Origin of the sequence: Hyphomonas sp. (genome assembly GCF_037969335.1) — a bacterium.
Classification (GTDB): domain Bacteria; phylum Pseudomonadota; class Alphaproteobacteria; order Caulobacterales; family Hyphomonadaceae; genus Hyphomonas.
Map to the genome: position 1 here is coordinate 12948 of NZ_JBBKXE010000132.1, position 15042 is coordinate 27989.

The following is a 15042-nucleotide window of genomic DNA, read 5'->3' on the forward strand; positions in this document are numbered from 1 at the left end:
AAGCATGTCCAATCCCGAAAAGACCCCTCAGGCGCAGGCCGATGCAGACCGCCGGGACGATTCCGATGCGAACAAATATCGCCGCTCGATTTTCGATGTGCAGGTCATGCTGACCGTATCGATCGGACAGGCGAGACTGAGCGTCTCAGATATCCTGGAGCTGCGACCGGAATCGGTCGTGCCGTTGACCTCACGCATCGATGATCCGGTGGAACTGGCAATCGACAACAAGATCATCGCCCGCGGCGAGCTTGTCGAAACAGAGGATGGATCGCTCGGGGTAAAGATCACCGAGTTGGAAGAGCAGGCCAGCGATGCCCTTGGCTAGGATTGGCGGCGCAACCCGTTTTCTCATTATTCTCCTTGCTGCGTCGGTGTGCCTTGTGTCGGCCGCTTACGCGCAGGGCGTACCGGCAGAGCCGATTGCTGCCGGGCTGAACGACGTGCTCAACGGGGCGGGTGGCGGGCTCAGCCGTTCGACCATACAGCTATTCCTGCTTGTATCGGTTTTGAGCCTGGTGCCGGCGATCGCCATGATGGTGACCTGCCTGCCATTCATGGTCATTGTCTTTTCGTTCATGCGCCAGGCGATTGGTGTGCCACAGGCCCCGCCGAACATGATGATTATGGCTCTGGCCATGTTCCTGACCTTCTTCATCATGGAGCCGGTCTTCATGGCCGCGTGGGAGTCGGGCATTTCCCCCTACATGGATGGCGTCCTGACGGAAGAACAAGCATGGGTTCAGACAACCGACCCGTTCCGTGAATTCATGATGCGCCGCGTCGAGCCGACGACGATTGATGTCCTGGGCGACGCGGTGAACCGCCCGGTCGCGGAAGGCGAAGCGCCATCCTTCTCGCTGCTGGCGACGGCATTCATGTTGTCTGAGATCAAACATGCTTTCCAGATCGGCTTTGTCATCTTCCTGCCCTTCATGGTGATCGATCTGGTCGTGGCATCGGTTCTGATGGCCGTGGGCATGATGATGGTGCCCCCGACGGTTGTTTCCTTGCCCTTTAAGCTTGGATTCTTCATTTTGGCAGATGGTTGGCTCAAGGTCACCGAAGCGGTGTTAAGAGGATATTCGGGATGAGTACGCAACCCAAACCCACCGCGGCCTCAGGGCTTACGCTGCGGGGTGCCGAAACCGCGCGCCCGGCCGTAAGCAAGTCGAATATTACGCCATCGCAGCGCGCTGCGGTAATCATCACCATGCTGGGTGACGGCGCCGCCAAGCCGATCGTCGAAAAGCTGGATGACACCGCAATGGTGAAGATCGCGGAAGCGTTGCAGGACCTGTCCTTTGTCACGCGCGACGAGATGATCATGATCGCTATCGACTTTCTTTCGCACCTTCGGCACTCGAATGGTGCATTGCGGGGCGGCAGGGAAAAGGCCCGCGAGGTGCTCACCGGTGTTCTCGACGCCGAGCGCCTGAGTTCGATCCTTGGAGATGCACCGACTGAAATTGCGACACCCACGACAAAAGCGGCGAATGAGACTCCCTGGACGCGGCTCGCAAAGAGCGATCCGAAGAAAATTGCCAGCTACCTGGAGGGACTGACCCCGAACATCATCGCGCTGATCCTGCGCAAACTCGACGTTTCGATTGCGTCCGACGTGCTCAATCACATGGAAGGCGACAAGCTCGGGCCTGCAATGGGCTTCATGGTCGAAAGCCAGGCCGACGATCCCGGTATCGACCAGGTGCTCGCACGAATGATCGAGCTGGAATTCCTGAACGCGACGCAAGAGGAACTCGGTGGAAACGATGAACATCTGGCCGATATTGGAGAGCTGCTCAGCCTGATCCCTGCCCAGAAACGCGACGACCTCGTCAAGTTCCTGGAGGGCAAGTATGAGGACAAGTACAAGCAGATCCAGCAGTCAATGTTCACGATTGAGGGGCTTCCGGACATGCTGCCGTCCACGGCGGTGCCGACCATATTCCGCGAACTGGATGAAGAAGCGACGCTGAAGCTGATGGGCAGCCTGAGGGGGGGCAATGACGCGGTGTCAGAATTCCTGTTCAAGAGCATTTCGCCACGTCTGGCCGAAAAGCTTCGCGATCAGCTGACGGAGTTCAAGGACCTGTCGCAGACACAGATCGACATCGTTCACCGGGATTTCCTGGCCCTGCTGATGAAGTTGAAGCGTGGCGGCCAGATTGAACTGGTCAAGATCGAGACCGAGGACGCAACTGCGGCCGCCTAGCGCCAATCGGGAATTCGCTGGTTTTTCGGCGCCGGATCGTTCAGCGGACAACCAGTTCAGCGTGAATGGCGCCGGCCGTTTTCATCGCGCGAATGATGTCCGCCATCTCCTGGGGCGATACGCCCAGAGCGTTCAGGCCCGCAATCAATTGCGACAGCGATACATTCGGCTCCATCAGTGCGATATTGCCGCTGCCGGTCTGACCGATGGTGATCTGCGAACGAGGCAGGGTGACTGTCTCTCCATCAGAGAACGCGTTGGGCTGGGATGCGACCGGGGATTCGACGATCTTGATCGAGATGTTGCCCTGCGCAATCGCCACTTTCGATATTGTGACGTCCTCGCCTAGCACGATCGTGCCAGACTTTTCGTCGATCACGATGCGTGCCGGGGTCGAGACCGTGACGAGCAGGTTTTCGATACTTGCCAGCACGCGGGCAGGGGAGTCGGAAATGGTCTGCAAGTCCAGGTCGACGGTGCCAGAATCGCGCATGGACGCGATTTTCGCGCCGACTGCATTATTGATGGTATCCGAGATGCGCGCTGCTGTCGTGAAGTCTGGACTGCGCAGGGCCAGTGTCACCGATTCGCGCTGGTTGAACGCGTAGTTTATCTCCCGCTCGATCCGCGCCCCATTGGGAACGCCGCCCGTCGTGGGAGATCCGCGCGAAACGCTGGCGCCGGCAGCCTGCACGTCGATACCACTCACAACGATGCTGCCCTGTGCGACAGCGTAAACCTCGTTGTCTGCGCCTTTCATTGGCGTCAGGATCAGCGTGCCGCCTTTGAGGTTTTTTGCGTCGCCAATCGACGCGACGGTCACATCAATTGTCGATCCGTTCCGGGCAAAGGATGGAAGTGTCGCTGTCACAAGTACGGCGGCCACGTTCTTTGGCTTGATGTCTTCGCCCTGCACGTTCACGCCAAGTCTCTCGAGCATGTAGGACAGCGAGTCCTCGGTGAACGGTGAATTCTTGACCGAGTCGCCTGTGCCGTTCAGGCCGACGACAATACCGTAACCCACAAGGTCGTTCTCCCGCACGCCTTCGACATCAACAATATCGCGGATGCGCGGCTGCGCCAGGCTTGGTGCGGGGAGGGTGACGAGAACTGCCGAAAGAAGGGCAATGAACCGTGTGGACCACTTCATGGCGTTACCTTAAATAATTCAGCAGGCTGAGATTGGCCAAGCGTGACGTGAGAAGATAAGATGCTTCGAGATTTCCTTCCAGCTCACGCAATTCCGACGCGGCTTCGTATTGGTCGCGCGCAGTCGTCTCGTTGAACGCTGCTGTCAGCACTGTTTCTTCAACGTCCAGAGATTCCTTGTGCCGTGCAACCTTGGCCTGGGAAATGCCGACTTCTGCGCGCGCATTGGTCAGTGCAGTTTGTCCGTACGCCAAGGTTTCAGCTGCCGTGTACAAGGATTGGCTGCTGCCCGCGAGCACGGGAAGCGCTTCATCGGGACCCGCCAGGGCCATAACAGCCAGCCCGGACACAATTTGAATGATGTGGGGATCGGTGCCTGTTACGGCCTCCGGATCGGAGGAGGTGTCGGTGCCGCTATAAATATTCTGGCGCCAGCCGCCACCGGGCGTATTAAAATAAGTGTCCAGCGATGCGGCAAAATCGTCAGCATCGACCGCTGTAGAAGCAATCAGGCGTATGTCTGCAAGCAGGTCTTCGACAGGCGCCAGGGGCGGTGTGGATGTATTGTCGCCTGAAAACAGGAAGCGTTCGCCATAGCGCGTATTGAGCACGGAAAAGGTCTCTTCAAGCGCCGCTCTGGAATCGCGTGCTGCTGCTGTCTTGGAGGCATAATCATCGGAACTCGCTGCGGCTTGCATGCGCGCTGCCAGTCCGCTGGTCCGATCCTGGACGACCCCCAGGCTGCTTTGTGTGATGTCGAGCCGACCTGCGCGGAGTGTCAATTGGGAGCGCTCAAGCGAAATGTCGTCCAGCGCCTTCTTGCCCAGCATGGCGTGGCTGATACGGCCTGATAAATGGGCTGTGAGATCGGAATATCGTCCCGTGACAGCTTCCTTGGAGGTCGTCGTGAGCCGGTCACGCAGTGAGACGATATCCTGGCTCAGGCCGGATTTCGGGATGTTGGTGTTCGTAAAAGACGGAATGCGCAACATGTCAGATCTCCATCAGCCGGTTGATCATCTGGCCAGCGATCTCGATGACGCGGGCGTTAGCGGCGTAAGCCTGCTCGATCAGGATCAGGTCTTGCATTTCCGAATCAATGTCGACTCCGGTTTCGGATTGCTCAGCCGTTTTCAGCATCGTGTGCTGCGCAGTCGTTGATGAAAGGATGCCTTCGTTCTGCAGCCGCTTTTGTCCCGCCAGTGACGCAAACTGGGCTGCCATCTCGGTCGACGAGAAAGAGCCTTGAATACCGTTCGAACTGATCGGGGAGACCAATTTAATCGCCCCAAGCATGTTGTTGAGAATTGTCGAATCGCCTGTCGGACCTTGCGCGACAGCGCCAATTCCGTCTCGCAGGCGCCAAGTGGCGCCGCCCTGCGCGGGGTCGATAGCGGCATTGATGGCAATCCGCGCAGCCAACCCCGGATCGCCGGTTCCCGTTGAGTCTACGAATAGGCCCGGATCTCCGGGTGTCTTGGTCGGATCGATCGCATCATTGGATAGCCTGGAGATAAAGTCACCTGCCAATGTGTCCAATTGTGCGCTGAACGTCGGCAGGTCCTGGTCTCTCAATGTGAAGAGAGCACCGAACAAGCCACTTGATACGGCGCCGTACGATGACGAGCCGGGCGTGAGGGATATCCCGTCAACGGACAGTCCGGAAAGTGCCCCATTTTCGACCGTTTGATCCGGGCCGAATGACGATGATGTATTGAATTCGACTTGCCTGGCTGTTCCGGCCAGCAGAAACACGCCTTCCGGTGTGACCACGTCGATCATGCCGTAGTTCCGGGGCACAGCCTGGACTGGAAGATATTCGGAAATTGTGTCGAGGACGCGGTTGCGCTCATCGATCAGGGCGGCCGCCGCGCCTGTGGTTCTGTCCATGCCGGAAAGTTGGCCGTTCAATGTCTCGATCGTTTTCAGCGCGGAATTCACGATGTCCCGACCCTGGCCGATTTCCCTGTCAGCTTCCGTGCGGAGACTGACGGCCATTTGGGACAGGTTGTGGAATTCGTTGACGATCGCATTGGCCGAGCTCAGCACCGCTGACGCGTCTGCACCAGACTCGGGCGATAGCGCGAGATTCGACAGGGCGGATTCGAAATCGCCAAATGATTTGAAAAGGCCGGTACCTTCGGCGGTGTCGCCGACCATGGATGAAATCGTCCGCCAGGTCGACGAGAGCACGTCTGCCTGAGCCAGATCGCTGGTCAGGTTCCGTCGTTCTGTTGTGAGAGCCTCGTTCTGGGAACGGCCAATGCCGTCGGACCGGACGCCGGCCGTGCTTCCGGCAAGGACGTTTTCCGATACTTGAACAGATCGCCGGACATAGCCGGGCGTCGAGGCATTCGCGACATTGGTCGCAACCATGTCGGCCCTCAGACTGGTGATCTGAAGGCCGGAACGGGCCGAGTTTATTGCACTGGATAGGGACACTTAGCCGACCGCCTTCTGGCGCTGGAAATTAGCGCTTGAGATTTGTGGTTTCCTGCAACATTTCGTCCACCGTCTGGACGATCTTGGCATTGGACGAGTACGCCCGCTGGGTTTCGATCAGATCGGTGAGTTCTGCTGCGATGTCAGTCGTCGACTCCATCAGGGAGAAGCCCGAAATCCCGCCAACGGGACCAGCGCCCGCATTCCACAAGTAGAGACTGCCGCTCGATGCTGAGATTGCAAACGCCTGCGCATCAAGGGCATTCAGGCCATTCATGTTTGGCACATCGCCAACCGGGATCTGGTACAATGTGCGGCGCAGACCCGTATCGTAGACCGCCTGAAGGTATCCATTGTTGTCGATTTCAACCGAACTGAGGTCGCCAATCGGACCGCCATCCTTCGTCACGGCGGTTGGAGAGAACGGCGCCGCCAGCTGGGTAACGCCCGCGCTGTCATTGATGCGTCCGACATAAACTTCGACCGGGCCGTGGGGAAGGGTCAGCGCAAGATTGCCGGTCGCTGGGTCATAGGTCGCGCCGCCGCCAGCCGTAGCTGTCAGGATGCGCCCGCCGGATGCAGCCGTATCGCTAAATTCGAGAGCCAGGGTTCCGATGGAAACAGCCGGATCGCCAGCGCTGTCAAAAATGTTCACGTTCCACTGGTTGCTGGCGCCGCTCGCTGGAACGGTTGGGGTGAATTGGAATGTCAGGGAGTTCGCGCGGCCAAGGTTGTCGAAATATTCGACCGGAAGATTATAGTCACCCGTCGTCGCGCCAGAGATCGTGGCATCGGCCGGCAGGTTGATTCCAAGGTCAATCGTGCTGGTGGGGGTGGCAGTGAACTGCGATGTCGCGATGTTGACCGGCGAGAGATTGATGCCGCTGTTGCGGCTCACATTGCCGATATCGCCCGTGGAATCGGCCGGCCAGCCAAGCAGGAACAGGCCGCTTTGCGTCCGCAAGTTGCCGTTCTGGTCGGCGTAGAACGAGCCGGTCGGCAATAGCTGCAGTTCCCGCGACGATGGCGAGGCATTCAAGCCGGATTCGTTGGTTACCGGGAACAGTCCCCGGCCTGCGACCGCGATGTCAGTGGCGCTGCCTGTCGAGACCAGCGAACCAGTTGTCGCGATGTCCTTGAATGTATCAACCCGAACGCCGCCTGCAGAGTAAGATGACGAGCGTTGCTGAAGCACCATGCTCGAAAAGTCGACCTGACTGCGCTTGTAGCCTGCTGTCGAAGAGTTCGCGATATTGTCTGAAATGGTCGAAAGGCGAGCGGCGTTGACGTTCAACCCCATGACGCCTGCATTCAGGGACGATGAGATACTCATTTTGGTTGCTCCTGCAAAGTAGTGCTACCAAAATTAGGTTCAGATAGTTAATGAGCGGATAACTCTTTGCCCACGCGCTGTTAACGGGTTAGTATCGTAATCGATATACGGCGATTTTGAGCTGCAGACGGACTGTCTTCGACCAGAGGGTCAGTATCTGCCTTTCCGGAAACTTCAAGAATCCGGCCTGGGTCGAGGTGAGATTCCAACAGCAGTTTGCGCGCGGCATTTGCCCGGTCAGAAGACAGGTTCCAGTTGTCATACGTCGCGCCGTTTCGATAACTCAGGCTGTCAGTATGTCCAACAATCTTGATGTTGTTTTCGAATGTGGCGAAGGAATTGGCGACGAGATCAAGCATGTCACTCAAAAGGGTTGATGGCACGCTTTGCCCGACAGGGAACAGGGGCGCGTCCTCTGAATCGGTTATCTCCAGGACAATGCCTTCCGGGGACATCTTGATAAGCATGTGCTCCGACAGGCGGCTGCCTTCCTCGGTCAGCGATTGCTTCAAAGTCTCGAGTTCCTTGGAGATCGCTGCTTCCTTGGCGGCGTCAGCTTCCTTCTTCCCTTCGAATGCAGAGGAGCTGGGGTGGCGCTCCGATGCGCCGGTGCCGTTCTTGGCGTAGGTTTCCTCGGTCATGATGGAGGAGCCGTTCAGGCCGTCAGAGCCGCCGCCCGAAATTCTGGAAATGGGAATCGTGGGACTGAAATAGTCAGCCAGGCCTTTGCGCTGCTCTTCCGTCGTCGCGTTCAGCAGCCACATGAGCAGGAAGAACGCCATCATGGCCGTCACGAAGTCGGCGTATGCAACTTTCCACGCACCACCATGATGCCCGTCAGCTTTTACGACTCGGCGTCGCTTGATGATGATCGGCTGAACGATTGCAGCTTGTTGGATTTCCATAAGTCCCACCAGGTTATTCGATGGGGCATGACTACCAAAAAGCCATGAAGGATCATTGCTTATCCAAACCTTAAGTTTGGGTAGTTGCGTTAATGCTTTTTCAATGGATCGGACACCATCTGGAAGGGATTAACAATACTTCAACGATAGGTGATTCGTGTCTGCGGTTCTGCGAAAAAAGATAGATTCAGGGGCCGGTGTGCCCCCGTCGATTCTGCAGATGCAGGAGTTTTGGACGCAATTGGTGTCCAGGACTGAAGACTGGGCGACGGACGCATTTGACCTCGAAAGTCAGCCGAGCCTATCCAGTCGCCGGGTCGTGAGCGGACGCGTGGCGGCCGGCATCGCGGACAATCCGTTTACCATGTTTTTTGCCTCAGACGTATCGCCAGGGCTTTGCGCTGTCGCCTTCGATGCTGCCTGTGCGGTCCGGTGCGCTGCAATCCGTCTGCGCCAGGATCCGTCGAGTCTCGAAGACGCTTCCCCACTGTTTCTCAAGCTACTTAGCGAGCAGCCAACGATCGCGCTCTGGCAGCGATTGGCAGAAGGGTTGACCGGACATGACGCGCGTTCACGCGATGACCCACAATCCGATGCCGCAGCAATTGCGGGTGGGTTCGCCGATGCAAGCCGGTATCTGAAGGTCGAGCTCACGCTCACGCTCGACGGCCAGCCCGCAGTGGTCACATGCCTGTTCGAAGTCGACTATTTGCAAACCTATGCGCGAAATGATGTGCGCCGGAGCGCCGACCTCAAGGCCCAGGCATGCTCGCAGAGCCCGAAATCCTTGAGCGACAGCGTCAAGGCGTCCGCCATTTCCCTTGATGCTGTCCTGGACAGAATGATGCTTACGATCGGTCAATGTTCACGGCTGGAAATCGGAGACGTGCTGCCGTTGGCCAGTGCCGATGCGGGGCGTTTGTCGCTTTGCGCAGAGACCATTCACGGAAGTGTAGATATTGGAACCGGAGAACTCGGAGTCTGGAAGCGGCAGCGTGCGGTAAAACTTCACACACCGGTATCCGAGAGTTTTGCCAGGGCAATAAGATAGGCTTTGAGATCGCCACCAACAGTATGTTGGGGTTAAGGGAGTTTTTTGGTGAACGCAATTTTGGGCTTGATCATCACGGTCGTGATGGTCTTTGGCGGCTACCTGCTTGCCGGCGGCAAGATGGGGATCATCACCCATTCCCTTCCTTTTGAGGGAATGATGATCGGTGGCGCAGCCTTGGGTGCGTTCCTGGTTGGCAACGACATGAATACGGTCAAGCACACTGGCGGCGACGTGGTGTCGGTCTTCAAGGGCGCCAAATGGAAGAAGACGGATTATCAGGACCTGCTGTGCCTGATGCACGAACTGCTTAACCTGATGAAGCAGAACCCCGTCGAACTGGAAGCGCATATCGAAGCGCCCGGGGAATCGAGCATATTCACCAAATATCCAAAAATCCTCAAGGATCATTCCGCGATCGAGCTGATCTGCGATACAATCCGTTCAATGATCATGAACTTCGACAATGTTCATCAGGTCGAAGAGTTGCTGCAGAAGCAACTGGACCAACTCGCCGAAGATAAACTTCACGGATCGCACGCCCTTCAAAACATGGCAGACGCCCTTCCGGCGCTGGGTATCGTCGCTGCGGTTCTCGGCGTCATCAAGACGATGGCGTCGATCGACAAGCCGCCGGAAATTCTCGGCGGTATGATTGGCGGCGCCTTGGTCGGCACGTTTCTCGGTGTCTTTCTCGCTTACGGCCTTGTCGGTCCGTTCGCCAAAAAGGTGAAAGATATCAGGACTGAGGAGCATGCATTCTACTCGATGATCGGCGAGATACTCGTATCGAACCTGTACCTGAATCCGGTGAGCATCTGCGTGGAAGTTGCGCGGCGGCATGCGCCGTCCCGCGTGAGGCCGTCGTTTGATGAAGTGGAACAGGCATTGAGAGAGGCGAAAAAGGCGGCATGAAACGCTATCCCGCAATCCTTGTTCTCAGCCTTTGCCTGGTTCCCCAGGCGATGGCGGCTGGGCCGGATTCAGCGGCGACGGAAAAATCGACACGCAAGTCAAATCTCTCGTCTGATCTTGATTCCTTCGTGCGCGGAGCGATCAACGAAGGCCTGCTGACGCCCGCTGGCGAAGGCCATCCAGAGCCTGCCGGACCGTCCGGGCGCGACGGCGCTGTGTCGTTGCCGGGACCCGACCCGATCAAGGTTCAGGCCCCCGTTGCAGAAGAGCGGTACAGTGCCTGCGACAGGCCCTACGCGCTGGACTTTACGGACGTTCAGACGATCGGACGTTACCAGGAAATATATCCGGTCCGCGAGAAGGTCGGTGCTACCACGGATAAATCGGCGCTGCCTGATGCGCTCAGCGAGATGGCCAAGGCGTATATTGCCCTCGGACTCTACCCTGAAGCCATAATGAGCCTGAAGCGCACCCCGGGCCCGGATATTGCGCCATACCGAAAACTGGCAATGCTGATGGAAAACCGCACTAAGCCAGATGTTCGATTTTTCCAGGAGATGGCGTCCTGCCAGAAAGATTCGGGACTTTGGCTGGCCCTTGCTCAACTTGTTGCCGGACAGGCCGAGGGCGCGCAGACTCTGCAGGACTCGCTTTCCGGGTTCCGCAAGCTGCCTCTCCAGCTTCGGATTGACTATGCGGCTCTCAGCATCCCGGAGCTGGAACGTATTGGCGAAAAGGCGCTGGCGAGAAAACTGATGGCGGACTTTGACGAGGCGCAGGTGGCGAACTCTTCGGAACTGCGCTTCGTGAGCGCGCTGGTCAGGCTGGATAGTGGGGATTCTGCCGCAGAGCGGACGGTCGTCGAATTTCTCGACCATCCGCAATTTCAGGAACCGGCACTGGCAGCCATGCTGCGTCGAAATCAGACCATGGATCCCGCCTACCAAGAAATTTTGCTCGGTGATCTGATGCAGAAATTCGGCCAGGATTCGAATAACGACAAGGACCTCGCGGCAAGCCTTCAGTTTGCGCTTGGAGAGTTGAGTGCCCGCTCCCGCTATCAACCGATCATGGATCTTGCAGAAATGCCTGCACTCCAGAACCCGGAAGCGCAGGCAGAAGTACGGCGGCAACTCGTGTCGAGTCTCGACCGCGATCTGGGCGGAGATGATCCATTGCGCAATCTTGCAGCGATCAGCGCCCTCGCCGCTGAATCCGGATTGCTTGACAAGGAACCGAGCAGGGACCGTCTTTTCAAGACGGCGACCGAGCGCGCCATCCATTTCGGGTTTGGCGCTATGGCCAGCAATCTCTCTGCCAAAACCGCGACGGATGAGACGATGAGCCTGCAGATCGCTACGCTCGCGTTCCGGCGTCAGGACTATAGTGAAGTCTACGCGCTCGCCGACAGCCATCCTCGCGATAGCGGCATCAATGTTCTGGCCGCCAAGAGTGCAATCAAGCAACAAAACCCGGCAATGCTCAGCAAGATCGAGAGCCGTTTGTCCCTGCAGCCAGACGCTATCCTGGCACTGATCGAGCAGGATGCTGTATCGGGTCACTGGATCGTGTCGGAGCGGGTATATGCGGCTGCCGATCAGCTTACGGGCGATGATCACGAGCAACGTGTTGCACGTGTGGCAAGTTTGAAGCGGGCGGCTCAAGGCGACGAAATGCCAGCCGGGCCGATGTCGATCGCGCGTGTGACCGAATTGCTCAGTTCCACGCCGCCCGCGTCAGCGCCATCCTCAAGGGGGAGCAACTAATGTCCAATGCGATCTACGCCACACTCGCGCGTCAGCAGGGCCTCATGCAGGAAATGCAGGTTGTCTCCAACAACCTCGCGAATTCGAGTACGACAGGGTACAAGACAGACAAAGCCATCTTTGCCGAGTATCTCGTCGCCTCGGGGCCGGGGGAGCTGTCGCTCTCCATGGGCGCACTGGCCGGACATTCTTTCGAAATGGAGCAGGGTGGCTTGAACGTCACCGGCGGCCAGTTCGATCTTGCGGTCCAGGGGGACGGTTTCTTCTCAGTCGAGACACCGCAGGGAACGCGCCTTACGCGCGCGGGACATTTCCAGCTCTCATCCGAAGGCACGCTGATCGATACGATTGGCAACAATGTGCTCGGTGCCGGAGGCGGTCCGATCAACATTCCTCCCGAGGCGAGGCAGGTCTCCATATCCGGTGACGGTACGATCTCGGTCGATGGGGAGCAGCTTGAGCAGATTGGTATCGTGACGGCTGACGGCACGCTCATGCGCGACTCAAACACTTATTTTTCGGCCCCAGGCGGCTTCCGGAATGCGACGGACTTCAGCGTGGTTCAGGGTGCTCTGGAGCAGTCCAATGTATCGCCGGTCCTAGAAGTCGCCCGGATGATTGAAGTCCAGCGAGCCTATGAGGCCGGACAAACGCTTCTTGAGCGCGAAGACCAGCGCATAGGACAACTCATATCGACTGTTCGCGAACGATAGTCGCGAAAACTGAACGAAGGAGACGAACATGAAATCACTACAGATCGCCGCGACGGGAATGGCCGCGCAGCAGTTGCGTGTCGACGTCATCTCAAACAACATCGCCAACATGAGCACAGCCGCATATCGACCGCGTGTCGCTGAGTTTTCTGACCTGATGTACCAGCAATACCTGACCCCGGGCACGATTACGTCCCAGGTCGGAACGGTCGTGCCGGCAGGCATTCAGATCGGTACGGGTGTCAGGCCATCAACGGTCTCCATGCAGATCATCCAGGGCTCCCTGAAGGAAACCGGATCGGACCTCGATCTCGGGATCGATGGCGCCGGGTTCCTGGAAGTCACTTTGCCATCAGGCGAGTCGGCCTATACGCGTGACGGCAAGCTCAATCGTAGCGCGGAAGGCGAGATGGTCACGATGGACGGCTATCCACTGGCCGACGGCATCACGATACCGACCGACGCAAAAAGTATCTCAATCAGCCGGGATGGCGAAGTTGTTGCGTATTTCGACGACCAGCCAGCTGGGCAGGCCATCGGTTCGATACAACTCGTCCGCTTCGTCAACGAAAAGGGCCTCGAGGCCATGGGCGATAACCTGTTTCGGGAAACTGCTGCGTCAGGTACGCCCACGCAGGTGGTCGCGGGCACCGAGGGCTCAGGCTTTATTCGGCAGGGCTATCTCGAAGAATCTGGCGTTGATGTGGTCAAGGAGATTTCAGACCTCATCGAGGCGCAACGCGGCTATGAGCTGAATTCGAAAGTGATTACCGCTTCCGATGAAATGCTCGCCGCCACAACGCGGTTGAGGTAGCAGACATGATCATTCTGATCGCACTTGGATTTGGTGCCATCGCGACAGTCACCGACGCGTCGTCGCTCGTTGCTGCCGAAGTCATTCGTGCCGGCGATCGGGTCTCGGCGGCCAATGCGGTCACAGATGCCGGATCGGTAGCCGATGCCGAAGAGTCGCTCCTTGGCCGGGAAGTGCGCCGCACGATCTATGCCGGCCAGTCGATTACGGCCGATAATACGCGTCCGCCCATGCTCGTGAAGCGGAATCAGATTGTAACGCTGAAGTATATCAACGGCGCCCTTGAAATCACGACGACCGGCCGGGCCTTGGGCGAAGCGGGTCTCAGCGAAACCGTGAGTGTCCTCAATCCCGACTCGCGGCAAATGGTCCAAGGGATCGTTCAGGAAGGCGGATGGGTGCTGGCACAATGAAGATGTTATTCTCGACGACAATGCTCGCGACAGTTCTCACGGCGTGCGCAAGCGGATCGCATTCCGGAACTGAAGTTGAACACGCGGTCTATTCCGAGTGGGCAACACCGGTCGCCGAACTGGATTCAAGCAGGGACCCCAATCCATCCTTATGGGCGACCTCGCCGAATGCCCTGCTCAGCATGCGGCGTGCCAAGGAAGTCGGGGACCTGTTGACCGTGGTTGTGGAAATGAACGATCAGGCCAGCCTCAAGAGTTCTCTCTCCCGAAGCCGGGATTCCAGTGAGGACTTCAGCGTCGATGCGCTGTTCGGACTGCCCGACGTAGTCAATCGGGCACTGCCGGGTTCAGCCAGCGTTTCGCCTGCCGTGGACTTCAACCGAAATTCCAGTCTCAACGGCAGCGGTGCCGTCAACCGCGCCGAGAAGATCGCGTTCACGCTTGCAGCGCGCGTTGTCGGTCTTGAGCCGAATGGCAACCTCGTCATTCAGGGCTACCAGCAAACGCGTGTCGGCAAAGAAGTTCGCTATCTGAGTGTCGCTGGCGTCATTCGCGCTCAGGACATCACCAGAACGAACACTGTTTCCTATGAGAAGATCGCCGATGCGCGCCTTTCCTATGTCAACGAGGGCGACACAACAGGGGCAGGTGGGCGCAAATTGGTTCCCAGGCTCCTCGACAAAGTCCTGCCTTTCTAGGGTTTCCACATGAAGAACATCATCGCTGCCGTCGTCGTCGTCGTTTGTATCGTTATTGGCGGTATTGGTGGAAGTTTCCTCAAAAGCAGTTCTGTCGTGTCGTCTGGCAAGGCGGAGGATGCGAAAGAAAAGTCACATGGGGCGAAGGAAGAAAAAGGTGGGCACGGAGCAGAGGCATCAGCCAAGGACAGTCACGGCAAGAAGGACTCGCATGGCGCCGTGGTGTCATCATCAGGGGTCGAGTATTTCAAGTTCACCCGCGAATTCGTTGTTCCAATCATGCGTGAGAGCAGGGTTGAAAGCCTGGTAATCCTGAATATCAATCTGGAAGTCGATGCCAGTGAGATTCAGAGATTGTTTTCGATGGAACCGAAGATCCGGGACAACATCATGACGACCCTGATCGAGCTCAGCAATGATGGGGCGACGCTTGATTCGATCGCGACGCTCGAGAACTACGAATCGATCCGGTCGACCGTGCTTTTGAACCTGCAAAAGATCTTGCCGGACGGAATCCGGAACGTGCTGATTGTGGATATGGCAAAGCAGGATCTCTAGGGCAGCAGATTCGCTGGCCCAAACGGCATCTCCTCAAGTCGCCGCGAGACCGGCGTGCTTATTCAACTGT

The 15042-nt window shown here is 57.6% G+C and carries 16 protein-coding genes; 11 read left to right on the forward strand and 5 right to left on the reverse strand.

What is annotated here, in order from left to right:
* Window positions 1-4: 4 nt before the first annotated feature.
* Genes AADA04_RS09715 through AADA04_RS09725 form a run of 3 tightly spaced genes read left to right on the forward strand, consistent with a single transcriptional unit; the run spans window position 5 to window position 2215 of the window.
* A complete protein-coding gene (locus AADA04_RS09715; RefSeq protein ID WP_340693063.1) occupies window positions 5-328 on the forward strand; it encodes a FliM/FliN family flagellar motor C-terminal domain-containing protein in 324 nt (107 codons plus the stop codon).
* Window positions 315-1094 carry a flagellar type III secretion system pore protein FliP gene (locus AADA04_RS09720; protein ID WP_340693064.1) on the forward strand — a complete coding sequence of 260 codons (780 nt, stop codon included), beginning with the start codon at window positions 315-317 and terminating at the stop codon, window positions 1092-1094. The genes AADA04_RS09715 and AADA04_RS09720 overlap by 14 nt, the downstream gene beginning before the upstream one ends.
* Window positions 1091-2215: a FliG C-terminal domain-containing protein gene (locus tag AADA04_RS09725; RefSeq protein WP_340693065.1), complete on the forward strand. Its 1125-nt coding sequence runs from the start codon at window positions 1091-1093 to the stop codon at window positions 2213-2215. Before AADA04_RS09720 ends, AADA04_RS09725 begins: the two co-directional genes overlap by 4 nt.
* Before the next feature lie 40 nt (window positions 2216-2255).
* On the opposite strand, the gene AADA04_RS09730 is transcribed toward AADA04_RS09725, so the two are convergent.
* The 5 genes from AADA04_RS09730 to AADA04_RS09750 all read right to left on the reverse strand — a co-directional run bounded on the left by AADA04_RS09730 (window position 2256) and on the right by AADA04_RS09750 (window position 8044).
* Complete coding sequence (locus AADA04_RS09730; protein ID WP_340693066.1) at window positions 2256-3365, reverse strand: flagellar basal body P-ring protein FlgI; 1110 nt, start codon at window positions 3363-3365, stop codon at window positions 2256-2258.
* Window positions 3366-3369: 4 nt separating this feature from the next.
* Entirely contained in the window at window positions 3370-4356 is a 987-nt protein-coding gene (locus AADA04_RS09735; RefSeq protein ID WP_340693067.1) for a flagellin, read from the reverse strand.
* A gap of 1 nt (window position 4357) precedes the next feature.
* On the reverse strand, window positions 4358-5806 hold the full coding sequence (flgK, locus tag AADA04_RS09740; RefSeq protein WP_340693068.1) for a flagellar hook-associated protein FlgK: 1449 nt from the start codon (window positions 5804-5806) through the stop codon (window positions 4358-4360).
* 28 nt (window positions 5807-5834) lie between these two features.
* Window positions 5835-7139, reverse strand: coding sequence for a flagellar hook-basal body complex protein (locus AADA04_RS09745; RefSeq protein WP_340693069.1), 1305 nt, complete (start codon window positions 7137-7139; stop codon window positions 5835-5837).
* A gap of 80 nt (window positions 7140-7219) precedes the next feature.
* Entirely contained in the window at window positions 7220-8044 is an 825-nt protein-coding gene (locus AADA04_RS09750) for a flagellar motor protein MotB (RefSeq protein WP_340693099.1), read from the reverse strand.
* Window positions 8045-8375: 331 nt separating this feature from the next.
* Here AADA04_RS09750 and AADA04_RS09755 point away from each other — a divergent pair, with 331 nt between their 5' ends.
* The 8 genes from AADA04_RS09755 (at window position 8376) to AADA04_RS09790 (ending at window position 14972) form a co-directional block, all read left to right on the forward strand.
* The gene (locus tag AADA04_RS09755) at window positions 8376-9095 is read left to right on the forward strand and encodes a FliM/FliN family flagellar motor C-terminal domain-containing protein (protein WP_340693070.1); all 720 of its coding nucleotides are present in this window, start codon (window positions 8376-8378) and stop codon (window positions 9093-9095) included.
* A 48-nt stretch (window positions 9096-9143) separates the two neighbouring features.
* Window positions 9144-10010 carry a flagellar motor stator protein MotA gene (gene motA, locus AADA04_RS09760; RefSeq protein ID WP_340693071.1) on the forward strand — a complete coding sequence of 289 codons (867 nt, stop codon included), beginning with the start codon at window positions 9144-9146 and terminating at the stop codon, window positions 10008-10010.
* 215 nt (window positions 10011-10225) lie between these two features.
* The gene (locus AADA04_RS09765) at window positions 10226-11776 is read left to right on the forward strand and encodes a hypothetical protein (RefSeq protein ID WP_340693072.1); all 1551 of its coding nucleotides are present in this window, start codon (window positions 10226-10228) and stop codon (window positions 11774-11776) included.
* Window positions 11776-12489: a flagellar hook-basal body complex protein gene (locus AADA04_RS09770; protein ID WP_340693073.1), complete on the forward strand. Its 714-nt coding sequence runs from the start codon at window positions 11776-11778 to the stop codon at window positions 12487-12489. Before AADA04_RS09765 ends, AADA04_RS09770 begins: the two co-directional genes overlap by 1 nt.
* A 28-nt stretch (window positions 12490-12517) precedes the next feature.
* Complete coding sequence (flgG, locus tag AADA04_RS09775; protein WP_340693074.1) at window positions 12518-13303, forward strand: flagellar basal-body rod protein FlgG; 786 nt, start codon at window positions 12518-12520, stop codon at window positions 13301-13303.
* Between the two features lie 5 nt (window positions 13304-13308).
* On the forward strand, window positions 13309-13716 hold the full coding sequence (flgA, locus tag AADA04_RS09780) for a flagellar basal body P-ring formation chaperone FlgA (protein WP_340693075.1): 408 nt from the start codon (window positions 13309-13311) through the stop codon (window positions 13714-13716).
* On the forward strand, window positions 13713-14414 hold the full coding sequence (locus tag AADA04_RS09785) for a flagellar basal body L-ring protein FlgH (RefSeq protein WP_340693076.1): 702 nt from the start codon (window positions 13713-13715) through the stop codon (window positions 14412-14414). The genes flgA and AADA04_RS09785 overlap by 4 nt, the downstream gene beginning before the upstream one ends.
* A 9-nt stretch (window positions 14415-14423) precedes the next feature.
* Entirely contained in the window at window positions 14424-14972 is a 549-nt protein-coding gene (locus AADA04_RS09790; RefSeq protein WP_340693077.1) for a flagellar basal body-associated FliL family protein, read from the forward strand.
* The last annotated feature ends 70 nt before the right edge of the window (window positions 14973-15042 follow it).